This is a genomic window from Herbaspirillum sp. SJZ099 (assembly GCF_007828355.1).
GTDB lineage: Bacteria > Pseudomonadota > Gammaproteobacteria > Burkholderiales > Burkholderiaceae_D > Herbaspirillum.
Genome location: NZ_VIUO01000010.1, coordinates 56,752 through 79,961 on the forward strand (window position 1 = coordinate 56,752; position 23,210 = coordinate 79,961).

Below are 23,210 nucleotides of genomic sequence, written 5' to 3' on the forward strand. Positions count from 1 at the left end.
AGCGATGAATCGTCCTTTGCTCCCCTGGCTGTGTTTCGCGCTGGCGCTGCTGGCCGCGCCGCTGGTGTTCCCCCAGAGCGCGGCGCTGTCTCTGCTGTCGCAGATGGGCACCATGGTGCTGCTCTGCCTCTCATACAACATGCTGCTGGGCGAGGGCGGGATGCTGTCGTTCGGTCACGCAGTGTATTCGGGGCTGGGCGCATTCGGCGCCATCCACCTGATGAACCGCATCGGCGACGGCAGCCTGCCTTTCCCGATTACGCTGGTGCCGCTGGCCGGCGGCCTGGTCGGCGCGCTGTGCGGCATGGTCTTCGGCTACCTGACCACGCGCCGCGCCGGCACCACCTTTTCGATGATCACGCTGGGGCTGGTCGAGCTGGTATCGGCATGCGCCCTGATGTTCCCCGACCTGTTCGGCGGCGAAGGCGGCATTTCCGGCAACCGGGTGGTGGGCGAACCGGTCATGGGCATCAGCTACGGCCCGCAGATCCAGGTGTATTACCTGATCGCCGGCTGGCTGCTGGTGTGCGCTGTCGCCATCCATGCCCTGAAGCACACGCCGCTGGGCCGCATCCTCAATGCCGTGCGCGACAACCCGGAACGCGCCGCCTTCATCGGCTACGATCCGCAGCGCGTGCGCTACCTGGCGCTGGTCCTGTCGGCCTTCTTCGCCGGCGTCTCGGGCGGCCTGTCGGCCATCAATTTCGAGATCGTCAGCGCCGAATATGTGGGCGCGCTGCGTTCCGGCTCCATCCTGCTGTTCACCTTCATCGGCGGCGCCGGTTTCTTCTACGGCCCCATCATCGGCGGCGTGGTCGGGGTGCTGTTCGCCTCGCTGCTGTCGGCCTATACCCAGGCCTGGCAGTTCTACCTTGGCGCGTTCTTCATCCTGATCGTGATGGCCTTGCCCGGTGGGCTGGCCAAGCTGGTGGACAACTTCGTTCGCGTCATGCGGGCAAGGGCGCTGGATGCTGCCTTGGCGCGCTTGCTGGCGGCGCTGGCATTGTCCGGTTTGCTGGCGCTGGCGGGCATCGTCCTCGCTACCGAAATGCTTTACCAACTGAGCCTGGGCAGCCTGGCCAACATCGGCAGCGACAGTGGCAGCGGCGTGGCGCCGGTGGTGTTGTTCGGATTGCGTATCGATGTGCATGCGGTCTCGGCCTGGCTGCTGGCCGTCGTGCTGGTTGGCGTCGGCATCGGTGCGATTGCCGGCCTGCGCCGGCCGTGGTCGGCAAGCTGGAGCGCCGCGTGGAAGAAGGTGGAATTGTCCGAACAGGCGCAACGGCGGGAGGCGGCATGAGCAGCGTCCATGCGCTTGAGCTGCGCGGCGTGCGCAAGGCCTTTGACGGCACCGAAGTCATCGGCGGCGTCGACCTGCAACTGCGCGCCGGCGAACGCTGCGCGCTGATCGGCCCCAACGGCGCCGGCAAGTCCAGCCTGTTCAACCTGGTTTCGGGGCGTTACCGCGCCGATGGCGGCAGCGTCCTGCTGCATGGCTCCGACATCACGCGCCTGGCGCCGCAACAGGTCAACCGCATGGGGCTGGCGCGCAGTTTCCAGATATCGAGCCTGTTCCCGCGCCTGTCGGCCTTTGAGAACGTGCGCTGCGCCGTCTTGTGGAAACTCGGCTACCGCTACGCCTTCTGGCGCCGCATCGGCCGCCTGCGCGATGCTGCCGAGCGCGCAGGCGCGGTGCTGGAGCAGGTCGGCCTGCAGGCGCGCGCGCATGTGCCCGCCGGCGAACTCAGCTATGCCGACCAGCGCGCGCTCGAAGTGGCGGTCACCATCGCCGCCGATGCCTCGGTGATCCTGCTGGATGAACCGACCGCCGGCATGAACCGCGCCGAGGCCGAAGCGATGGTGGCGTTGATTCGCGCAGTCACCGTTGGCAAGACCTTGCTGATGGTGGAGCACGACATGGAAGTGGTGTTCAACCTGGCCGACCGCATCGCGGTCATGGACAACGGCCGCGTGATCGCCTGCGACGACGCCAGCAGCATCCGCGCCAATCCCGAGGTGCAACGCCTTTACCTGAACCGGAGCCGCCATGTCTAGCCCGTTGCTGGAAGTGCAGGATTTGCACGCCTGGTACGGCCAGAGCCATGTGCTGCAAGGCGTCAGCCTGGAGGTCGGCGCAGGCGAGATCGTCAGCGTGCTGGGGCGCAACGGCGCGGGCCGCTCGACCTTGCTCAAGGCCCTGGTCGGTCTGGTGCGCAGCGAAGGCATGGTGCGCTTTGGCGGCGCGGATATCGCCGGTTTGCCGACGTATGGCATCGCCCACCGGGGCATCGCCTACGTGCCGGAAAGCCGCGACGTCTTTCCCACCTTGACGGTGGAGCAGAACCTGCGGCTGGGCCAAAAGAGCGGCAAGCAGCCCGCCGATGGCTGGCGCTTCGATGACATGTACGCCATGTTCCCGTCGCTGCACAAGCGGCGCAAGGTGGCAGCCGGAGCCTTATCAGGCGGCGAGCAGCAGATGCTGTCGCTGGCGCGCGCGCTGATGGGCAATCCCCGGCTGATCCTGATCGACGAGCCGACCGAAGGCCTGGCGCCACAGATGGAGGAGCAGGTGGCCGGCTACCTGCGGCAGTTGCGCGAGCGCGGCGTGGCGGTGCTGCTGATCGAGCAGCGGCAAACCATCGCGCTGGATATTTCCCAGCGGCTCTACGTGATGGGGCGCGGCGCAGTGGTGTTCCATGGCACGCCGTCGCAATTGCTGGACGACGCCCGGGTGCAGCGCGACTGGCTGTCGCTCTGACATTGCGCAAATAATCGGTTTTCTCATCGGTTTTCTCGGATGCCGCCGATGGCGGGCCGGCCGGGACGTACCCACAATCGGCATTTTTTGCCGGAGCGCCATCCATGCTCAACTGGTTGCTGTTTCTTGCCGTCGGGGTTCTCGCCGTCTATGCCGCCGACCGTGCCTGGCTGCGGCATGTGGAGCGCAGCGGACAGCGGTTGCACGACCCTGAAGGCTATCTCGAACTTACCGCGCGCATGACCGAGCTATGCCACGGCGACCGCGCCCATGTCGATCGGTTGATCGGTGAGCAGAAGCGCCGGCATCCGCAAGCCACCCATGCCGACGCCGTGCGGCTGGCCATGCGCCAATTGCTGGCGCCGCAGGAAATCGATGAAAAAAAGTCCTTGAAAGGCCGTTGAACGGATTCCTACCTGTTCGCGGCAAATGCGGAAGGCGGTTGCCCGAATTGCTTGCTGAATGCCGTGGTGTAGGCGCTGTGGCTATCGTAGCCACTTGCCAGCGCCACTTGGGTGATCGGCATTCCTTGCATGAGTAGGGTAAGCGACGACATCAGCCGCAGCTGCTGGCGCCATTTGCCGAAGCTCATGCCGGTCGACTGCAGAAAGCGCCGGTGGAAGGTTTTTTCGCCCAACGCCAGCCTGGCCGCCCATTCGGCGGCGGTGGCGGTATCTCCAGGGCTGTCCAGCAGCGCCTGGCATACGCGGCGTATCGGACCGTCGGTGTCGCCAGCACTGCCGCCCGGCCACGGCAGATGGAACGGAAGAACGGGCTGGGCGTGCAGTTCCTCGGCCAACAGGGCGCCCAGCAAACGCATGCGTTCGGGGGAGGCGGCCGGGGCATCGGCCCGGGTCAGCGCCATGATCAGCTCGCGCAGCAGTCCGGATACATGCACGACGCAATCGGTCGCCGGCAGGCGGGCACAGACATCCTCGCGCGCGAACAGGCCATGCGCCTGCAGCGCCACCGGCACCACCAGCCGGTGCGCCACGCCCGGCCGCAGCCAGACCGCTGCCGTGGGCGGCACCAGCCACTGGCCGCTTGCTGCCTCCACCCGCAACAGGCCGCGATCCGCATAGATCAGATGGCCGTGCGGATGCTCGTGCATGGGCACGACATGGCCGGCCGGGTAGCGCACGGCGACACCGAATATCGGCAAGCCGCGGGCTTCCCGGGCGCTCAGGTCGAGCGCATGGCTGCCGTCTTCGGGGGAGAAAAAGCCCATGCCAGTGCAGTTTGTCCAAATCAATAAAGAATTTGTCTATTTTTATGTAGATGGACGACGCACGCAAGCCTAATAATATTCCCCGTCACTCAATCTTCCGGGTTCATTCCACGCATGTCCGCATTCACTCTTTCGCAACGGCTACTACCGCTGGCTCCCGGTCGGGGTCCGCGCGCGTCCGTTGGCGCCATGACCCACCCTGATTTCCCCTGACCCCGACCGTCGTCAGCTTGTTGCAGGCTAGGGGAATCGGGTGTCAACGATCCCCCTGGAGTTTTTCATGCTGACCGATCCTTCCCAGAAATACCGTCCCGTCTCCCCGGTCGATCTCGCCGACCGCCAATGGCCCTCACGCGTCCTGACGCAAGCCCCGGTCTGGTTGTCCACCGACTTGCGCGACGGCAACCAGGCGCTGTTCGAGCCGATGAACCGCGAGCGCAAGCTGCGCTTGTTCCATGAACTGGTGCGCATCGGTTTCAAGGAAATCGAAGTCGGTTTTCCCGCCGCCTCGCGCACCGATTTCGAGATCGTGCGCCACCTCATCGACGCCGGTCAGATCCCCGAAGATGTCACGCCCATGGTCATGACGCAATTGCGCGATGACCTGATTACCGAAACCGTGCGCAGCGTGGCCGGCGCGCGGCGCGTGATCGTGCATTTTTATAACGCCATCGCGCCGGCCTGGCGCGAGATCGTCTTCGGCATGAGCGTGCCGCAGATCATCGAGATGGTTGAACGCCATATCGCGCTCTTTAAACGGCTGACGGCGGCGCACCCGGAAACCGAGTGGATCTTGCAATACTCGCCCGAGACTTTCTGCATGGCCGAGCTGGAGGTCTCGCTGGCGGTGTGCAATGCCGCCATTCGCGCCTGGGATGCCGGGCCGCGGCGGCCGATGATCATCAACCTGCCGACCACGGTCGAAGTCTCCACGCCCAACGTTTTCGCCGACCAGATCGAATGGATGGACCGGCGGCTGGAGCGGCGCGAGCACATCGTGCTGTCAGTGCATCCGCATAACGACCGGGGCACCGGCGTGGCCTGCGCCGAGCAAGCCATGCTGGCCGGCGCGCAGCGTGTCGAAGGCTGCCTGTTCGGCAATGGCGAGCGCAGCGGCAACGTCGATGTGGTGACGCTGGCGCTGAACCTGTACACCCAGGGCATCGCGCCGGGGCTGGATTTCTCCGACATCGCGGCGGTCGCGCGCGTGGCCGAGGAGTGTACCGCCTTGCCCATTCATCCGCGCCACCCGTATGTGGGCGACCTCGTCTTCACGGCATTTTCCGGTTCGCACCAGGATGCCATCGCCAAGGGCTTCGCCGCGCAAAAGGCGAATACCCCTTGGCGCGTGCCTTACCTGCCGATCGACCCGAAAGACCTGGGCCGGACTTACGACAGCATCGTGCGCGTCAACAGCCAGTCGGGCAAGGGCGGCATTGCGTATCTGCTGCAACGCGACCACGGCATCGTCATGCCGCGCCGCATGCAGGTGGAGTTCAGCGCCATTGTCCAGGCGCTGGCCGACGCCAGCGAAACGGAACTGAGCAGCGAGCAAATCTGGGACGCGTTCGAGCGCACCTACCTGGCCCCGGTGCGGGAGCGGCCGGGCGTCATTTATCGCAGCCACCGCCTGTTCGAGCACGCCGACGGGCAAGGCATCGCGCTGGAACTGGCGCATGCGGATGGCAGCCTCAAGACCTGCCAGGGAACCGGCAACGGCCCGATCGCCGCGACGGTGGCGGCGCTGGGCCTGCCGCTGCGCATCGACAGTTATGAAGAGCGCAGCCTGGGCGCAGGCTCCGATGCCATGGCGCTGGCCATCGTAGAGGCGGCCATGCCCGGTGTGCCCGGTTCGCGCTTTGGCGTGGGCCGGCATGCGAACATCGTTACCGCGTCGATTCTGGCGGTATTGAGCGCAGCGGCCCGGTTCGCTGCGCAGGCGAGCGCAGATGAGCCAGCCATGGCGCAATGAAAAAACGGCGGCTCCCGAAAGAGCCGCCGTTTTCGCGTATGCCGCAACAGGGCAGCGTATTACTTGTTCACCAGCCTGGCCGGCAGGGCCAGGGTCAACAGGCCGCCGACCACCAGCGAGGCCGCCAGCACATACATGCCGGCATTGGTGCTCTGGGTGGTGTCCTTGAGCCAGCCCACCAGGAACGGGCTGACGAAACCGGCCAGGTTGCCCAGCGAGTTGATCAGCGCGATGCCGGCCGCCGCCGCGGTGCCCGACAGGAAGGCCGTCGGCAGGCTCCAGAACAGCGGCAGGGTGGTCAGGATGCCGACGCTGGCCAGCGTCAGCGAAGCCATCGCCATCGCGGTGTTGTGGTCGTACACGGTCGAGGCCAGCAGGCCCACGCAGCCCAGGAAGGCCGGGATCGCGACGTGCCAGCGGCGCTCGCGGCGGGCATCGGCGCTGCGGCCGATCAGCACCATGGCGACGGCGGCGAAGGCGTAGGGAATCGCCGTCAGCAAGCCGACATTGAGCGGATCGGTGACGCCGGTGGTCTTGATGATGGTCGGCAGCCAGAAGCTCACGCCATACAGGCCCATGACGAAGCAGAAGTAGATCAGCGCGCCCAGCCAGACACGGCCGTTGGCGAACATCTCCGACAGCGAGAGATGTTCTTTCTGGCTGTCTTCCTTGCGGATGTTGGTTTCCAGCAGGGTCTTTTCCTGCTCGTTGAGCCAATGCGCGTCGCGGATGCGGTCTTTCATGTAGACAATGACCAGCACGCCCAGGACCAGCGAAGGAATGGCTTCCAGGATGAACATCCATTGCCAGCCGGTATGGCCCCAGATGCCCGGCATGGAATGCATGATCCAGCCCGACAGCGGGCCGCCGATCACGCCCGACAAGGCGATGCCGGTCATGAACAGCGCGGTGATCTTGCCGCGCCGCTCGGCCGGATACCAGTAGGTCAGGTACAGGATCACGCCGGGGAAGAAGCCGGCTTCGGCCACGCCCAGCAGGAAGCGCATGATGTAGAACATGGTCGGCGTGGTGACATACGCCATCGCGCCCGAGATGATGCCCCAGGTGATCATGATGCGGGCGATCCACAGGCGGGCGCCCACCTTGTGCAGGATCATGTTGCTGGGGACTTCGAAGATGAAATAGCCGATGAAGAAGATGCCGGCGCCCAGGCCGTAGACGGTTTCGCTGAACTTGAGGTCGGACAGCATCTGCAGCTTGGCGAAGCCGACGTTGACGCGGTCCAGATAAGAGGCCACATAGCACAGGAACAGCAGCGGCAGCAGCCGCCAGGTGACTTTGGCATAGGTGGCATCTTCAAAGGTGCTGCCGGACGAGGCGCTCAGGCCTGCGTTGTAGGTCATGTCTCACTCCAAAAGGTGTGCGCGGAATATTTATAGTTGTCTGTCTGCGCCATCCAGCCACATCCGGCCATATGACTTGCGCAGCATCGCTTGGGTCAGCGGGTGCCCAGCATTGTAGTGGCGGCGGTGCGGTTGTCAATATAGATCGCCAGGTAGCCGCGATATAGAGAGATGATGCGCCAGAGCCTGATAATAATTAATATATTATTATCAGGATGCGTTGCCAATCGTTCGATGTTTTCTGAGCGGCAGCGGCGAGATGAGGGGGCTCGGATCGCTTGAATTCAAAAATGTACGAAGACACATACGAGTCAAATACAAGAGTTCGGAGATCCTTTGCGTCAGATCGTCAAAAAATACAAAGATGGGGCATTCTTTCGGCGGCAAGCATTTACGGGGAAATGACGCTGCCGCAAATAGTCGGCTTTTTCCTGTAGCGCTCAAATCCCGTTCGATTCTTTTGGAAAAGGGGCACGGCCAGTGCCTGGTCATCGGCGCCGGCCGATAAGTAGTCGCGCCGCCGATCCGGAATCGAACGCACAGGCCCAAAAACATTAACTGATGAAATATCAAAAAGACGGAGGCATACATTGATAACCCTATTAGGGCTGCTCACAATTTTCTCTGTTGTGATCTTCTTGCTGACGGGGAAAGGGGCGCCGATCATCGGCTTGATTCTTTTCCCGTTGCTGGGCGCCATATTGGCGGGTTTCGGCCCGGCCGAACTCGGGGTCTTTTTCACCCAGGGCCTGAGCAAAGTGATCCAGGTTGCGGCGATGTTCATCTTCGCGATCACTTTTTTCGGAATCATGCAGGACGTCGGCCTGTTCAGGCCGCTCATCAAATGGATGCTGACCATCACCAAGGGCAACGTGATCGCGGTGACGGTGGGCACGGCATTATTGGGCATGCTGGCGCATCTCGATGGCGCCGGTGCAACGACATTCTTGTTAACGATCCCGGCGCTGTTGCCGCTGTACAAAAAACTGAGGATGAGCCCCTATCTCATGTTGATGGTGCTGGCCCTTGGGGCCGGCATACTCAATATGCTGCCGTGGGCCGGGCCATTGGGGCGGGCGGCAGCGGTAACGGGAATCGATGTCAGTATGTTATGGCGCCCGATAATCGCCGTGCAGCTTACGGGCGTGGTTCTCCTGGTATTGCTGGCGGTTGTCCTGGGAATCAGGGAGAAACGCCGTATTTCGGCCCAGGGGCTGTCTGCCGGCCATGCAGGCAGCGAGCATATCGAGGAGCATGACCGGCTTTCCAGCGCGGAAGAAGCGCTGTTGCGTCCTAAACTCCTTTGGCTCAATGCCTTGATCTTCTTGAGCGTATTGGGTGCGCTGGTGGTAGGGATTTTGCCGTCCGCGTATATATTCATGATCGGGTTGTCGGTGGCGCTGCTGGTCAATTACCCATCGCTTCCCATGCAAATGGAGCGTTTCAAGGCGCATGCCCCCAATGCGTTGATGATGGGCGCCATTATTCTTGCCGCCGGCTCGTTCCTTGGCATGATGGATGGCACCGGCATGCTGAAATCGATTGCGGCCGATCTGGTGACGATCTTGCCAGCCAGCATGGTTCCCCATCTGCATATCATCCTCGGCATCTTCGGTCTTCCGATGGAGTTGGTGCTCAGTACCGATGCCTATTATTTCGGCTTGCTTCCGATTGTCATGCAGATTGTTTCCATGCACGGGGTTGAACCGGCCGTCACCGTCTATGCGTTAGTGATCGGCAATGTGGTCGGAACCTTCATCAGTCCATTCTCTCCCGCGCTTTGGTTAGCCCTCGGGTTGGCCAATCTGGAAATGGGCAAACATATCCGCTGTTCGCTGTTTTGGATGTGGGGGCTCTCGCTCTGCCTGCTCGGCGTCGCCGTACTGCTTGGGGTGATTCCCCTGTAGCCTTATCGCGCGTCTAGTCCTCAATGGCTGGACAGGCTTTATCGCAACAAAACAAAACGCCCGATACACCGTATCGGGCGTTTTTTCGCTTGCGGTGCAGAGATGCCCTTCGATTGTCGAAGGGCGCGGGCAGGCGCTTACACGCAACGGCCGCCGTCGACTTCCACGCACACGCCGGTGACGAACGCTGCCTCGTCCGAGCCCAGGTAGAGGCAGGCATTGGCGATGTCCTGCGGGGTCGAGAAACGGCCCATCGGGATCGTGGCCACGAACTTCTTGCGGTTTTCCGGGGTGTCGGGCACGCCCATGAACTCCGACAGCAGGCCGGTGGCCGAGATCACCGGGTTGACGCAATTCACGCGGATGTTGTCCGGCCCCAGTTCGGCGGCCATCGACTTGCTGGTGGTAATGACCGCACCCTTGCTGCCGTTGTACCAAGTCAGGCCCGGGCGCGGACGGATGCCGGCGGTAGAAGCGATGTTGATGAACACGCCGCCGCCGACCTTGCGGAAATGCGGCACGAAGGTCTTGGCCGACAGGAAGATGCTCTTGACGTTGACCGCGTAGACGCGGTCGAACTCGGCTTCCTCCACTTCCAGCATGGGCCGGTTGCGGTGCGTGGTGCCGGCATTGTTGACCATGATGTGCATGGCGCCGTAGTGCTCCAGCGCGGCGGCCAGCAGGCGGTCCATGTCGGCCGCCTTCGACACGTCGGCCTTGACGAAGACGGCGCGCCCGCCGGCTTGCCTGATTTCCTCCACCACGCGCAGGCCGCCGGCCTCGCCGATGTCGGCCACCACCACCGATGCGCCTTCGCGGGCGTAAGCCTTGGCGATGCCTTCGCCGAATCCCGAACCGCCGCCGGTCACGATGGCCACTTTGTCTTGCAAACGCATGTTGTCTCCTTGTGGGTGATTCTGTTCAATGATGAGTGATTGGCGCATCAGCCGCGGCATCAACCGTGGCGGATCGCGATGGTTTTCAGGACGGTGAAGCCGTACAGGGCTTCGAAACCTTTCTCGCGCCCGTGGCCGCTGGCCTTGACGCCGCCGAAGGGCAGCTCGACGCCGCCGCCGGCGCCGTAGTTGTTGATGAATACCTGGCCGCTGCGGATGGCGCGCGCCATGCGCAACTGGCGCGCGCCGTCATTGGTCCAGACGCTGGCCACCAGGCCGTAGTCGGTGCCGTTGGCCAGGCGGATCGCCTCGACTTCGTCGTCGAAAGGCATCGCGGCCAATACCGGCCCGAACACTTCCTCCTGCGCCAGGCGGTGCTGCGGCGGCACGTCGCGCAACAGCGTGGGCGCCTGGTAGAAGCCGGAAGCGGGCGACTTGGAATCGATGCTGCCCTGGGCGACGATGGCGATCTTGTCGCTGCGGGCGTCGGACAGGAAGCCGGCCACGCGTTCCTGCTGCGTCTTGCGGATCAGCGGGCCGCAATCCAGGTCCATCTGCGAGGAACCCACGCGCAATTTGGAAAACAGCTGGCCCAGGCGATCCAGCACTTTTTCATAAGCGCCGCGCTGCACCAGCAAGCGGCTGCCGGCGGAACAGGTCTGTCCGGCATTTTGCACGATGGCGTTGACCACCACCGGCAGCATGGCGTCGATATCGGCGTCGTCGAACACCACCTGCGGCGACTTGCCGCCCAGTTCCAGCGTCACCGGCGTATGGTGCTCGGCGGCGGCGCGCACCACCACCTTGCCGATGCTGGGCGAACCGGTGAAGGAAACGTGGTCGATGTCGGGATGCTTGACCAGCAGGTCGCCGGCCTCATGGCCATAGCCGGTGACGATGTTGAGCGCGCCTTCGGGGAAACCGACCTCGGCCGCCAGCTCGGCCACGCGCAGGATGGACAGGCAGGCGTCTTCGGCCGGCTTGACCACGCAGGTGTTGCCCGCGGCCAGCGCGCCGCCCACGCAGCGGCCGAAGATCTGCATCGGATAGTTCCAGGGCACGATATGCGCGGTCACGCCATGCGGTTCGCGCAGCGTCAGCACGGTGTAGCCGGCCTGGTAGGGGATGGTGTCGCCATGCAGCTTGTCGGCCGCGCCGGCGTAGAACTCGAAGTAGCGCACGATGGCGGCCGCATCGGCGCGCGCCTGCTTCATCGGCTTGCCGCAGTCGCGGCCTTCCAGCTGGGCCAGTTCTTCCTGGTGTTCCTGCAGCCTGATCGACAATTTCATCAGCAGGCGGCCGCGTTCGGCGGCCGACAGCTTGCCCCAGGCACCTTCGTAGGCGCGGCGCGCGGCCTTGACGGCGCGTTCGACGTCGGTCTCGTTGCCGCGCGCGATGGCCTCGAAGGCCTGGCCATCGGAGGGATCGATGACCGGAATGCTTTCGCCGGAAGCGGGAGCGACCCAGCGGTTGTCGATGAAGTGCTGTTTCATGGGCGATGCGTCCTTTCGGTTGAGTCCTGGGCAGGTGCTGAGGCAAGGCGAAACGGCAGGGCGGGCCGGCGCGATATGCTGGATATGCGCGAACCCGATGGGACGTGGTCTCCTGTCGTTCTGTGGCGTCCGCTGCAAGGCTTGGTGATGCTGGGCGATGGCGGCGCGGTTTATGGGTGCTCAATCTAAGGCAGCCCTTAAAAGCTGTCAATTTATTTTACTTATTTAATGCGCGCCAGCTTTGGCAAAAACTATCTGCATCCGCGGCAAATCCGCTACCATGCCCCTCGTGCGACAGATGAAGAAGCCGTTTCATTGTGAAACGGTTTCCAAGCGGGGAGGGACGATATGTCGAAGTCCAGCCAGCCGCGCCGCCCCGATGCGGCCAGCGGCGAGGTATCGGCCAAAGTTGTCAATTTGAAGAACGTGGCGCGCGGCGCCGGCGGTTCGCCGGAAATCCTGACGCTGGCCGCGGCCGGCCTGGGGCCGGTGCGTCCGGAGCGTTTTGCCGAACGCATCTACGAGACGCTGTTCCACGCCATCGTCGAAGGCCGTATCGCGGTCGGCAGCAAGCTGCCGGCGGAAAATGACCTGGCCACGCTGTTTGACGTGTCGCGGCCGGTGGTGCGGCAGGCGCTGGACCGCCTGCGCGAAGACCAGCTGGTCGAGTCGATCCGCGGTTCCGGCACCTACGTGAAGGAAAAGCCGGGCCTGGCGACGACGCCGCAGGATGCCGAGCCCGAGACCCGCATCGGCCACATCATGAACGGCCTGGAGCTGCGCCTGGTGATCGAGCCGGAATGCGCCTACATGGCTGCGCTGCGCCGCAATGCGCAGGACCTGGAGAAGATGGAGCGCCTGCTGGAAGGCTTCGAACAGGCCAATGCCGTGGGCGGTATCGCCCATCATTTCGATTTCGCTTTCCATGAGGCGATCGCCATGGCCACCGCCAATGTGCGTTTCGTGCAGGTGATGAAGACGCTGGAATACGATGTCAGCCACGCCGTCAACATGCTGCGCCACCTGATGCATATCCCGCCATGGAAGCGTTCGCAGGATGCGATGGACGAGCACCGCCATATCTTCAACCTGATCCGCGAGCAGGATGCCGAAGGGGCGCGGCGCGCCATGCGGGGCCATATCGAGAACGCCCGCACGCGCATGTTCAACAGCCGGCCGGGGATGTAGCGCCAGAGACTGCATTGGCCCATGTTGTCAAACAAATTGACAAATGATGCGCCGGCCGGCACAAGACAATCAATCACGAACCACTGGAATCTGCCCGAATGGAATTGCGTCAACTGCGGTATTTCGTCGCCATCGTCGACCACGGCTCCCTCTCACGCGCCGCGCGCGTGCTGCATATCGCGCAGCCGGCCCTGACCCAGCAGATCCGCCAGCTGGAAGACGAGATGGAGGCGCAATTGCTGCACCGCTCGGCCCAGGGGGTGATCGCCACCGACGCCGGCAAGGTGTTTTATGAACATGCGCTGGCGATCCTGAAGCAGATCCAGGACGCCAAGCAGGCCGTGGCGCAATCGACCGACAAGCCCTCCGGCACGGTGGCGCTGGGAATTCCGCAAAGCGTTTCCAACGCGCTGGCGCTGCCGCTGCTCAATGCGGTGCGCTCCACCTATCCCGAGATCACGTTGCAGCTGACCGAGGAGCTGACCGGCAACCTGATCACCCAGTTGAAGTCCGGCCGCATCAACCTGGCGGTGCTGTTCGACGACGGCCAGCTGTCTTCCTTCGCCACCACCCCGATGATCGAGGAAGAGATGATGTACATCACCCGCGCCAAGTCGCGTTATGGCGTTTCCGGGCGCCGCGGGGTGCAACTGGCCAAGGCGATCGAGGCGCCGCTGATCCTGCCGGGGCTGGCGCATGGCGTGCGGCCGCGCATCGAGAACCTGGTGCGCTCCAGGGGCATGGCGCTGGAGAACGTGATCGAGATCAATTCGGTGGCGATCCTGAAATCGGCCATCCTGGCCGATATCGGCGCCACCATCCTGCCGGTGGCGCCGCTGCTGGCGGACATCGAGCGCGGGGAAATGGTCGCGCATTCCATCGCCGGGGAAAAGATTTCGCGCACGCTGGCCTTGTGCGCCTCCAAGAACATCCCCCTGACCAATGCCGCCGCCGCGGTCGAGCAACTGGTGCTCGATGTGACCGACGAATTGTGCCGCTCCGGCAAATGGGGGCATACCGAGCTGCTCAAACGGGAATAAGCGCCGGCGTCGGGGCGGCCCAAAGCCTCATCGCTGCTTGTCCGGGTTTTTCCTCAACATCTCTTAAATCGCCTGCAAATCGCATCAACAGGCGTACATCGATCCCGCAACGGGCGTCAATGCTGGCTGCAACCGGCAAGCTCATCTTCATGCTTTCCTTCATCTCCTACAGCCAATGCCTACATGGCCTGATGGACTCTTCTGATAGTGGTTGCCGTGGATGCTTTTTACACTGCTGACGTGGACAGACGGTTTGCCCCATCGGCGATATCCGGCAACCGGCCTGACATCGCTGTGAGACAGGATTGCATCTCCGGCTGCCCTCTGTTTACCTCCCACTTCACTTTTGACTATTCCAGACAAAGGAGTCAGACATGGCAAATGTACAAAACCCCGGCAGCAGCCGCGGCTTTGCAGCGATGGATCCGAACAAGCAGCGCCAGATCGCCAGCATGGGCGGCAAGGCGGCCCATGCCAAAGGCGCCGCCCATGAGTTCACCTCGGCCGAGGCGCGCGAAGCGGGCCGCAAGGGCGGACTGAACAGCCATGGCCGCAAGAATGGCGCCAATGCCGCTTCCGCTGCCGCCAATTCAGGCGATGCCGGCGACGGCATGGCTGTTGCGATGCCGCAGATGGCCCAAAGTGCGTCGCAATCGCTTCAGCCGCAACAATCGGACATCAACCCGCCCCAGCAAGGCTGAGGGCGGCCCGCCGACGGCAAGCGAAAGAAAAGGCGCTGCGGCGCCTTTTCTTTTTTCCGTTTCTCTTTTGGGGCGCCGACCGTCCTAGTGCCGCGCCAGGTCATCGATCAACGGCACCAGCGCCAGCAAGAACAATGAGGCCGCCAGCGGGATGGTCGCCAGGAAGCCCACTGCCTTGAAACCCATCGCGCCCACCACACCGCCCAGGAAGAACATCAACAGCAAGGATGACAGCAACAGCAGCTTGCGGCGCGCCGGCGGTATCGGGTCGTCCGGCAACTGTTCGCCCGGTATCCCGGGAGCCATCGTCCAGTAGCACATCTTGCCGATCTCGATGCCGATGTCGGTCACCAGCCCGGTGACGTGGGTGGTGCGGATTTCGGCGCGGGAGATCTTGGTGATCATCGCATTCTGCAAACCCATCACATAGCACAGCAGCGCCACCGTGGCCGGTACGAACAGCAGCCGGTGCCCCTCCAGGTTGCTGCCCATGATGCCGAAGCACAGCAGCAATGCGGCCTCCAGTATCAGCGGCATGGCGTATTCGCTGTTGGTGCGGTGGCGGCGCCCCCAGTTGATCATCACGGCCGAAGACGCCGCGCCGGCAGTGAAGGCGAGCAGGGCGCTGGCGCCGGTTACCAGCAATATGGCCTGGCCCAGCACCAGGTCGTCGGCCAATGCCGAGACGATGCCCGACATGTGCGAGGTGTATTGGCCCACAGCCAGGAAGCCGCCGGCATTGATGGCGCCGGCGACGAACGCCAGCGAACGGCCGAGATGGCGGTTTGATAAGTCGGTACGCGCTGGACTGGTAAGCTGGCGCAGGTAATTGATCGGCATGATGGATTCAGGGTTATCGGATCGGAAGAACTGCGCCGTGGGTCTAATGCTGTTCAGTTAAGCCTTCCATCTGCAACTCGTCATCCCGACGAAGGCCGGGATCCAGTGTCTTTCGTTGTGCCTCAATGGCCGTTGAACGACGCTGGACCCTGACCTCCGTCAGGGCGACGGAGAAATTTCGGCTTAACTGAACGGCATTAGCGCCGTGGGCGAGCATTTTCCATGCCATTGCCAGTGCCCTGGCGTTAATGATTTTCTTGGCGCCGCAGATCCTCATTGGGATAAGAATACTTCCCATTGGGCTGGCGTGGCAGACATCCCGCAACAAGCAGGCCTGAATCATGGCCTCGGCGTTGCCGGCCCGCGACGCGGGGAGTCGGGAATCGGTGCCGGCCTTTTCACAGGGCGGGCCCGACAGGCAAAAAAATGGCCGCCTGGGGGAGGCGGCCTGAGGGGAGGGATATAAGACGCCGGAGATCGGGGGAATCTCCGATGAATTTCTGCTTATGAAACGACTCGTGGGAATAAACCGATTGGGGAAGGACGTTTCCATGACCAGACGGAGGGGGACGTTCCAGCCAGGAAGTTGATGTCCATCGGTTTCGAGTGCGTTGGAATGGATAGTAGCGTCGCGTCGCAAAAAAACAGATCGGACAGTATCCGATTGCTGTGTCAGAAAAACACCTACAAGGAAGGATCGGCCTCTCCAATGCGTCGACGACGAGCGGCAACTCAACAGCTTTTTGGCGCTGCCTCTATTTTTTAAAAAGAACTCAATGCCAACTCAATGCCTAGAGTTAGCTTATCCAGTCATTTCCGCTTGTCGAGAATGAGAGCTATCAGGCGGTGTCGAAAATTTAGATCACGAGCTGCGTACAAACTTGCCTCAAGCCAAAGAATAGTATTTTCTTGGTCCAGATGTTGATGCAGATATACCAAATTCAGTATGCTTTTGGGATCTTCGTCATTCAAGTCTGCCATGGATAGATTCAGTGAGACTATTTGATCTAAGTATTCGTTGCGGCGAAGCAGCTCTATAAATAGATCTTTCTTACTTGCAAAGTTTGAATAGAACGCGCCGCGCGTATAGCCAGCCTGCTCTGTGATGTTATCTATGCTGCTCCCGCTATAGCCCTTTTTAGAAATGCAAATTTTGGCGGCATCTAGTAAACGGGTTCGTGTCTGCTCTTGCATTTGAGCTCTTGTTATTCGTTTGGACTCCATTCTTGATGATCTTGCCGGTAAATTAGACCTGAAATTTTAAAAAAAACACCCCGCCAGGACGGGAGATCAAGGCAGGGTGAAATGTTTGCAGACGAGGGGGAACTCGTCGCAAACACAGCAATTGACTGGTCTGCGCCAGCGAAATCAGCAGGCGGAGCGAGGTTCAGGCTCCCTCGGAACTGGCAGGTGGTTGCCAACCGCCGCCCAGCGCCTTGAAAGTCAGCACGGCCGCGCGCGCAGCTTCGGCGCGAGCCTGGATTTGCGCGTCGGTAGAACGCAGCACGCTTTCGTCTGCCTGCAGCACATCGATCCGGCTCGCGGTGCCCCTGCGGTAGGCGGCAAACGTGGAGGCGCGCGACTGGCTCAGCGATTGCACGGCTTGCGACAGGAAGGTGGCCTGCTGCTCTCTGCGGGTCAGGGCGGAGAGGGCATTCTCCACGTCTTCTGTCGCCTTCAGCGCTGCCAGGCGATAGGCAGCCAACATTTCGGCCTCTTGTCCTTTTGCCTGTTCGATCTGCGCATTGATGCGGCCGAAGTCGAACAGGCGCCAGCGCAAGCCCAGCGCGCCGCTGGCTTGGCTGGCCCCGGAGCTGAAGAGATTGGCGCTGGAGACCGAGGTGGCGCTGCCGATCAGGCCTGACAGCGACAGCTTGGGGTAATACTCGGCGACGGCTAAGCCGATTCGGGCATTGGCGGAGGCCAGCCGACGCTCGGCGGCAATGACGTCTGGTCTGCGTCGCAGCAACTGCGCGGGAGCGCCGATATCGGTGAACTGCGGTAGTTGCGGAATGGCCTGAGCTTCTTTCAGCTCGGCGGTATAAGTGCCGGGGGGCGAAGCCAACATCACGTCCATGGCATTCATCGCGACCTCCAGCGCGGTGCTCAAGACCGGGATGGCGGCATTGAACTGGGCCAGACTGCCTTCCATCTGCTTTACCTGCATTTCCGCCAGCAGGCCGCGCTCCAGCAGCCGCCTGTTCAGGTTCAGCAGCTCCTGCTGGTTCTGCACCTGCTCGCGCGCGTTGCGCAGACGCTCCTGCAGTCCGCGGATGCTGATATAGGTGTCGGCCACCTGTGCCGCAACGGCCAGCTGCACGGCAGCTAAACCAGCTTCGGAGGCCTGGTATTCGGCCAGGGCAGCCTCTCTTCCGCGGCGCAGGCCACCGAAGATGTCCAATTCCCAGCTGGCGTTCAGGTCCGTGGCATAAGCATGGCCGTCACGGTCGAAGCCGGGGCGGGAATTGAGGACTTGTCCCAGCGGCGTCTCGACGGACTGGTAAGCCCGCGCGGCCTGGCCGCTCACGCTGGCCGAGGGTAGCAGGGCGGCGTTGGCCGCCCCCACGGCGGCCTGTGCCTGTTGCAGGCGCGCCCTGGCCTGCGCCAGATCGAGGTTTTGCTGCAGGGCCAGCGCCACCAGGCGGGTCAATTGCGGATCGTGGAAGCCGGTCCACCATTGGCTCAGGTCTGCTGCTGTGGTCGGCGCACTGCTGGAGCGGCTCTGCAACAGTGCCTGCCCCTGGTATTGGTTCGGTATCGTCGTGGCGGGGCGGACATAATCCGGGCCGACAGAGCAGGCTGACATCATGCCTGCGGCCAGCAGTGCCAAAAGAGGGCGTCTGAGCAACATGGTCCAGTATCCATAAAAGTTATTTATTGTGACCATAATACTATTTGGTCACAATTTGTTCAATCACGAATCTTGGCGTAAGCTGTCACCCATGAACAAGCCCAGCACCTACCCGGTTTCTGCCCGGGGTCCCGCGGATCATGAAGTCCGGGATCAAATCGTTACCGCAGCTACCGATCACTTCAGCCGCTATGGCTACGAAAAGACCACCGTGTCCGATCTAGCCAAAGCCATCGGTTTCTCCAAGGCCTATATCTACAAGTTCTTCGCGTCCAAGCAGGCCATCGGCGAAATGATCTGCGCCAATTGCCTGCGTGAAATAGAAGACGAGGTTTGTCGCGCCGTGGCCGAGGCCGAGCACCCGGCCGACAAGCTTCGTCGTCTCTTCAAAGCTAGTACGGAAGCCAGTTTGCGGCTGTTCTTCCGCGACCGGAAACTCTACGAAATCGCCGCCTCGGCCGCCACCGAGCGCTGGCAGGCCGTGATCGCCTATGAAGAGCGCACCAAGAAACTGCTTGTCGATGTCTTGCAGGAAGGGCGCAAATCGGGAGACTTCGAGCGCAAGACGCCTCTCGATGAGGCGGCGATGGCCACTTATCTGGTGATGCGTCCGTACATGAATCCGTTGTTATTGCAATACAGTTTCGATTCCACCGAGCAGGCCCCGGCCCTCTTGTCGAGCCTGGTGCTGCGCAGTCTGGCCCCATGAAACGCTAATCAAAACGATTGTGACCATTGACTAAATTGGTCACTTGAAACAAAATAAGAGCCCTGATCATTTACTGGAAGGGCTCCCATGCTTCGGCGCCGACTCGCAATTTCACTCGTCCTGTGCACACTGCCACTGGCGCTGGCCGCGTGCGCTGATAAGAAAACCAATGATCCGCGCACGGAAGTGCCCCGGGTACGCATCGCCGTAGTCGGAGAGGCCTCGCTGCCTGCGCGGGAGTTCACAGGAGTCGTCGCCGCGCGCGTACAGAGCGATCTTGGCTTCCGTGTTCCCGGCAAGGTGGTCGAGCGGCTGGTGGATGCCGGCCAAGCGGTCAAGCGCGGGCAGCTCCTCATGCGCATCGATCCGGTCGACCTGAACCTGGGCGCCAGCGCGCAACGCGAAGCCGTAGCGGCCGCGCGCGCCCGGGCCCGGCAAGCGGCCGACGACGAAGCGCGCTATCGCGACTTGCGCGGCACCGGTGCGATTTCCGAATCTTCCTATGACCAGATAAAAGCCGCCGCCGATGCCGCCAAGGCACAGCTCATTGCCGCCGAGGCACAGGCCGATGTAGCCCGTAACGCCAGTCGCTATGCTGAGCTCGTGGCCGACAGCGATGGCATCGTGATGGAGACCGTGGCCGAACCCGGCCAGGTCGTCAGTGCCGGCCAGGTGGTGGTGCGCCTTGCCCGCAACGGTAGCCGGGAAGCGCTGATCCAGCTCCCCGAGACGATGCGACCGAAGCTGGGCTCGATCGCTTCGGCTACGCTCTTCGGGGCCGAACAGGTCACGATGAGCGCGCATCTGCGGCAACTCTCGAACACTGCGGACCGCATGACGCGTACCTTCGAGGCGCGCTATCTGCTCGATGCCGGGCAGGCCAGCTTGCCGCTGGGGGCGACGGTGACGGTGCGCATTCCTGAGAGCGAAGAACAGCAGGCCGGCATGCAGGTACCGATCGGCGCGCTGTTCGATCAGGGCCAGGGCGCCGGTGTGTGGGTGGTGCAGGGCGAGCCCGGAAAGGCCTCCTGGCGGCCGGTCTCGGTGCTTCGTCTCAATGAGGACAGCGCCAGCGTCTCCGGTTCGCTCAAGCGGGGCGACCGCATCGTGGCCCTCGGTGCGCACCTGCTGCGCGAAGGCCAAGCGGTGCGGATTGCCGCTGCCACTACCGAGGGAGCACGTCCGTGAGCGAAGGCCGATTCAACCTTTCGGTGCTGGCGGTACGCGAGCGCTCCATCACCCTGTTTCTGATCCTGCTCATTTCGGTCGCCGGCATCATGGCGTTCTTCAAGCTGGGGCGGGCAGAGGATCCCTCCTTCACCATCAAGGTCATGACCGTCGTCACAGCATGGCCCGGCGCCACCGCCCAGGAGATGCAGGACCAGGTCGCCGAGAAGATCGAGAAGCGGATGCAGGAGCTGAGCTGGTACGATCGTACCGAAACCTACACGCGCCCCGGTCTCGCCTTCACCACCGTGACGCTGAAGGACAAGACGCCGCCCTCCGCAGTCCAGGAGGAGTTCTACCAGGCGCGCAAGAAGGTCGGCGACGAGATCCGCAACCTGCCGGCCGGCGTGATGGGGCCGTTCGTGAATGACGAATACGCCGACGTCACCTTTGCCCTTTATGCGCTCAAGGCGAAGGGCGAGCCGCAGCGGCTGCTGGTGCGCGATGCGGAGCAACTGCGCCAGCGCCTGCTGCATGTACCGGGCGTGAAGAAGGTCAACATCGTCGGAGAGCGGTCCGAGCGCATCTATGTCGAATTTTCCCATGAACGGCTCGCCACGCTGGGCGTCACTCCCCAGGATATCTTCGCTGCCCTGGGCGCCCAGAACGCCCTGACACCCGCCGGTTCGATTGAAACCAGCGGCCCCGAAGTCTTTGTCCGCCTGGACGGCGCCTTCGATCAGCTCGACAAGATCCGCAACACTCCCGTCATATCACAGGGCCGCACGCTGAAGCTTTCGGACATCGCCGTGGTCAAGCGGGGTTACGAAGATCCTGCGACGTTCCTGGTGCGTAACGGCGGCGAGCCGGCGCTGCTGCTTGGCGTGGTCATGAGCGATGGCTGGAATGGTCTGGAACTGGGCCGCGCGCTGGACACTGAGGTCGGCCAGATCAATGCGGAGCAGGCGCTGGGAATGAGCCTGACAAAGGTCACGGACCAGGCTATCAACATCAGCTCGGCCGTCGATGAATTCATGATCAAGTTCTTCGCCGCCGTGCTGGTGGTGATGCTGGTCAGCTTCCTGAGCATGGGCTGGCGGGTCGGGCTGGTGGTGGCTGCGGCCGTGCCGCTGACGCTGGCGGTGGTGTTCGTGGTGATGCTGGCCACCGGCAAGAACTTCGACCGAATCACATTGGGCTCTTTGATTCTGGCACTGGGATTGTTGGTGGACGATGCCATCATCGCCATCGAGATGATGGTGGTGAAGATGGAAGAGGGATACAGCCGGATTGCCGCATCTGCATACGCCTGGAGCCATACCGCCGCGCCGATGCTGTCGGGCACGCTGGTCACAGCCGTGGGTTTCATGCCTAATGGCTTCGCGCGCTCAACTGCAGGCGAATACACCAGCAACATGTTCTGGATCGTCGGCATTGCACTGATCGCCTCGTGGATCGTGGCAGTGGTCTTCACTCCCTACCTGGGCGTGAAAATGCTTCCGGATTTCAAGAAGGTCGAGGGTGGCCATGAGGCCATCTACGATACGCCGCGATATAACCGCTTCCGCCAGTTGCTGGCCCGGGTGATCGCGCGCAAGTGGATCGTCGCGGCATCGGTCGTGGCAATGTTCGTCCTCTCCATACTTGGAATGGGCATGGTCAAGAAGCAGTTCTTCCCGATTTCTGATCGTCCGGAAGTGCTGGTCGAAGTGCAGATGCCCTATGGCACCTCCATCACCCAGACAAGCGCAGCCACCGCCAAGGTGGAAGCCTGGCTCGCCCGCCAGGCCGAATCAAAGATCGTGACTGCCTATATCGGCCAGGGCGCACCGCGCTTCTACTTGGCCATGAGCCCAGAATTGCCCGATCCTTCATTTGCCAAGATCGTGGTTCTCACCGATAACCAGAACGAACGCGAGGATCTCAAGCTGCGCCTGCGTCAGGCTGTGGCCGATGGACTTGCCTCGGAAGCGCGGGTTCGCGTCACCAATTTGGTGTTCGGTCCGTATTCGCCTTTCCCGGTCGCCTACCGCGTCTCTGGCCCGGACCCCATGGTCTTGCGTGGGATTGCCGAGCAAGTGCATCAGGTCATGGATGCCAGCCCGATGATGCGGACCGTGAACACTGACTGGGGCGTGCGTGTCCCGACCCTGCATTTCACCTTGCAGCAGGACCGCCTGCAAGCCGTCGGACTCAGTTCCAGTTCGGCGGCGCAGCAGTTGCAGTTCCTGCTCAATGGCGTGCCCGTCACGGCAGTACGCGAAGACATCCGCAGCGTTCAGGTGACTGCGCGCTCAGCGGGGGCGACCCGAATGGATCCGGCCAGGATCGGCAATTTCACCTTGACCGGCAGTAACGGTCAGCGCATTCCGCTTTCCCAGGTGGGCAAAGTCGAGGTGCGCATGGAAGAACCGATCATGCGCCGCCGCGACCGCGTCCCGACCATCACCGTTCGCGGCGATATCGCGGACGGCCTGCAGCCGCCCGATGTCTCCACGGCAATCACCAAGCAACTGCAAACCATCATCGAGAAGCTCCCCAGTGGTTACCGTATCGTCGAAGCAGGCTCCATCGAGGAGTCAGACAAGGCAACTGTCGCGATGCTGCCGATTTTCCCGATCATGATTGCGGTGACGCTGCTGATCATCATTTTGCAAGTACGTTCGATGGCAGCCATGGTGATGGTGTTTCTCACCAGCCCGCTGGGATTGATCGGGGTCGTTCCCACGCTGCTGATATTTGGTCAGCCGTTCGGCATCAATACGCTGGTCGGGTTGATTGCACTGTCGGGCATCCTCATGCGCAACACGCTTATCCTGATCGGTCAGATCCATCATAACGAACAGGCTGGCCTCGATCCCTTCCGTGCAGTGGTGGAAGCCACGGTGCAGCGGGCGCGTCCAGTCATCCTGACGGCCCTGGCCGCGATCTTTGCATTCATTCCGCTGACGCATTCAGTATTCTGGGGAACGCTGGCTTATACCCTGATCGGCGGCACCTTCGCGGGAACAGTCCTCACGCTGGTCTTCCTGCCGGCCATGTATTCGATCTGGTTCAAGATCCGGCCAGTCACTGTGCAGCGCTAAAGACGGTACT

The 23,210-nt window shown here is 62.3% G+C and carries 21 protein-coding genes; 12 read left to right on the plus strand and 9 right to left on the minus strand.

Going from position 1 to position 23,210, the window contains the following annotated elements; genetic code table 11:
• Window positions 1-4: 4 nt before the first annotated feature.
• The 4 genes from FB597_RS17765 (at window position 5) to FB597_RS17780 (ending at window position 3,162) form a co-directional block, all read left to right on the plus strand.
• Window positions 5-1,300, plus strand: coding sequence for a branched-chain amino acid ABC transporter permease (locus FB597_RS17765; protein WP_144770264.1), 1,296 nt, complete (start codon window positions 5-7; stop codon window positions 1,298-1,300).
• A complete protein-coding gene (locus tag FB597_RS17770; RefSeq protein WP_144770265.1) occupies window positions 1,297-2,055 on the plus strand; it encodes an ABC transporter ATP-binding protein in 759 nt (252 codons plus the stop codon). The genes FB597_RS17765 and FB597_RS17770 overlap by 4 nt, the downstream gene beginning before the upstream one ends.
• Entirely contained in the window at window positions 2,048-2,758 is a 711-nt protein-coding gene (locus FB597_RS17775; protein WP_144770266.1) for an ABC transporter ATP-binding protein, read from the plus strand. The genes FB597_RS17770 and FB597_RS17775 overlap by 8 nt, the downstream gene beginning before the upstream one ends.
• 104 nt (window positions 2,759-2,862) lie before the next feature.
• Window positions 2,863-3,162: a hypothetical protein gene (locus tag FB597_RS17780; RefSeq protein ID WP_144770267.1), complete on the plus strand. Its 300-nt coding sequence runs from the start codon at window positions 2,863-2,865 to the stop codon at window positions 3,160-3,162.
• Window positions 3,163-3,170: 8 nt separating this feature from the next.
• Here FB597_RS17780 and FB597_RS17785 read toward each other — a convergent pair whose 3' ends face one another.
• On the minus strand, window positions 3,171-3,986 hold the full coding sequence (locus FB597_RS17785) for a helix-turn-helix transcriptional regulator (protein ID WP_144770268.1): 816 nt from the start codon (window positions 3,984-3,986) through the stop codon (window positions 3,171-3,173).
• Between the two features lie 280 nt (window positions 3,987-4,266).
• Here FB597_RS17785 and FB597_RS17790 point away from each other — a divergent pair, with 280 nt between their 5' ends.
• Entirely contained in the window at window positions 4,267-5,958 is a 1,692-nt protein-coding gene (locus FB597_RS17790) for a 2-isopropylmalate synthase (RefSeq protein ID WP_141915125.1), read from the plus strand.
• 59 nt (window positions 5,959-6,017) lie between these two features.
• On the opposite strand, the gene FB597_RS17795 is transcribed toward FB597_RS17790, so the two are convergent.
• On the minus strand, window positions 6,018-7,322 hold the full coding sequence (locus FB597_RS17795) for an MFS transporter (protein ID WP_141915123.1): 1,305 nt from the start codon (window positions 7,320-7,322) through the stop codon (window positions 6,018-6,020).
• A 590-nt stretch (window positions 7,323-7,912) separates the two neighbouring features.
• On the opposite strand from FB597_RS17795, the gene FB597_RS17800 reads away from it, so the two are divergent.
• The gene (locus tag FB597_RS17800) at window positions 7,913-9,229 is read left to right on the plus strand and encodes a CitMHS family transporter (RefSeq protein WP_144770269.1); all 1,317 of its coding nucleotides are present in this window, start codon (window positions 7,913-7,915) and stop codon (window positions 9,227-9,229) included.
• 137 nt (window positions 9,230-9,366) lie between these two features.
• Here the strand turns inward: FB597_RS17800 and FB597_RS17805 are convergent, their stop codons facing one another.
• Together FB597_RS17805 and FB597_RS17810 are read right to left on the minus strand one after the other, a co-directional pair.
• Window positions 9,367-10,125 (minus strand): SDR family oxidoreductase, encoded by a 759-nt coding sequence (locus tag FB597_RS17805; protein WP_141915117.1) that lies wholly within the window; start codon window positions 10,123-10,125, stop codon window positions 9,367-9,369.
• 59 nt (window positions 10,126-10,184) lie between these two features.
• The gene (locus FB597_RS17810; protein WP_141915114.1) at window positions 10,185-11,618 is read right to left on the minus strand and encodes an aldehyde dehydrogenase family protein; all 1,434 of its coding nucleotides are present in this window, start codon (window positions 11,616-11,618) and stop codon (window positions 10,185-10,187) included.
• A gap of 348 nt (window positions 11,619-11,966) precedes the next feature.
• Here FB597_RS17810 and FB597_RS17815 point away from each other — a divergent pair, with 348 nt between their 5' ends.
• Entirely contained in the window at window positions 11,967-12,806 is an 840-nt protein-coding gene (locus FB597_RS17815) for a FadR/GntR family transcriptional regulator (RefSeq protein ID WP_141915111.1), read from the plus strand.
• Window positions 12,807-12,904: 98 nt separating this feature from the next.
• Window positions 12,905-13,846, plus strand: coding sequence for a LysR substrate-binding domain-containing protein (locus tag FB597_RS17820; RefSeq protein WP_050466812.1), 942 nt, complete (start codon window positions 12,905-12,907; stop codon window positions 13,844-13,846).
• On the opposite strand, the gene FB597_RS20335 is transcribed toward FB597_RS17820, so the two are convergent.
• The gene (locus FB597_RS20335; protein WP_183405868.1) at window positions 13,833-13,997 is read right to left on the minus strand and encodes a hypothetical protein; all 165 of its coding nucleotides are present in this window, start codon (window positions 13,995-13,997) and stop codon (window positions 13,833-13,835) included. The two genes, FB597_RS17820 and FB597_RS20335, sit on opposite strands and share 14 nt — an antisense overlap.
• Window positions 13,998-14,220: 223 nt before the next feature.
• Here FB597_RS20335 and FB597_RS17825 point away from each other — a divergent pair, with 223 nt between their 5' ends.
• Window positions 14,221-14,547: a KGG domain-containing protein gene (locus FB597_RS17825; protein WP_141915108.1), complete on the plus strand. Its 327-nt coding sequence runs from the start codon at window positions 14,221-14,223 to the stop codon at window positions 14,545-14,547.
• Window positions 14,548-14,631: 84 nt separating this feature from the next.
• Here the strand turns inward: FB597_RS17825 and FB597_RS17830 are convergent, their stop codons facing one another.
• The 4 genes from FB597_RS17830 to FB597_RS17845 form a co-directional block, all read right to left on the minus strand.
• The gene (locus FB597_RS17830) at window positions 14,632-15,387 is read right to left on the minus strand and encodes a YoaK family protein (RefSeq protein ID WP_141915105.1); all 756 of its coding nucleotides are present in this window, start codon (window positions 15,385-15,387) and stop codon (window positions 14,632-14,634) included.
• A gap of 43 nt (window positions 15,388-15,430) precedes the next feature.
• The gene (locus FB597_RS17835; protein WP_141915103.1) at window positions 15,431-15,730 is read right to left on the minus strand and encodes a hypothetical protein; all 300 of its coding nucleotides are present in this window, start codon (window positions 15,728-15,730) and stop codon (window positions 15,431-15,433) included.
• A 467-nt stretch (window positions 15,731-16,197) separates the two neighbouring features.
• Window positions 16,198-16,581 carry a TetR/AcrR family transcriptional regulator gene (locus tag FB597_RS17840; RefSeq protein ID WP_183405869.1) on the minus strand — a complete coding sequence of 128 codons (384 nt, stop codon included), beginning with the start codon at window positions 16,579-16,581 and terminating at the stop codon, window positions 16,198-16,200.
• Between the two features lie 193 nt (window positions 16,582-16,774).
• Window positions 16,775-18,238, minus strand: coding sequence for an efflux transporter outer membrane subunit (locus tag FB597_RS17845; RefSeq protein WP_141915099.1), 1,464 nt, complete (start codon window positions 18,236-18,238; stop codon window positions 16,775-16,777).
• A 91-nt stretch (window positions 18,239-18,329) separates the two neighbouring features.
• On the opposite strand from FB597_RS17845, the gene FB597_RS17850 reads away from it, so the two are divergent.
• From FB597_RS17850 to FB597_RS17860, 3 genes are all read left to right on the plus strand, one after another.
• On the plus strand, window positions 18,330-18,947 hold the full coding sequence (locus FB597_RS17850; protein ID WP_141915097.1) for a TetR/AcrR family transcriptional regulator: 618 nt from the start codon (window positions 18,330-18,332) through the stop codon (window positions 18,945-18,947).
• An 87-nt stretch (window positions 18,948-19,034) separates the two neighbouring features.
• Window positions 19,035-20,135, plus strand: a complete 1,101-nt coding sequence (locus tag FB597_RS17855) for an efflux RND transporter periplasmic adaptor subunit (RefSeq protein ID WP_141915095.1) — start codon at window positions 19,035-19,037, stop codon at window positions 20,133-20,135.
• Window positions 20,132-23,200 (plus strand): efflux RND transporter permease subunit, encoded by a 3,069-nt coding sequence (locus FB597_RS17860; RefSeq protein WP_144770270.1) that lies wholly within the window; start codon window positions 20,132-20,134, stop codon window positions 23,198-23,200. The genes FB597_RS17855 and FB597_RS17860 overlap by 4 nt, the downstream gene beginning before the upstream one ends.
• Window positions 23,201-23,210 lie beyond the last annotated feature (10 nt).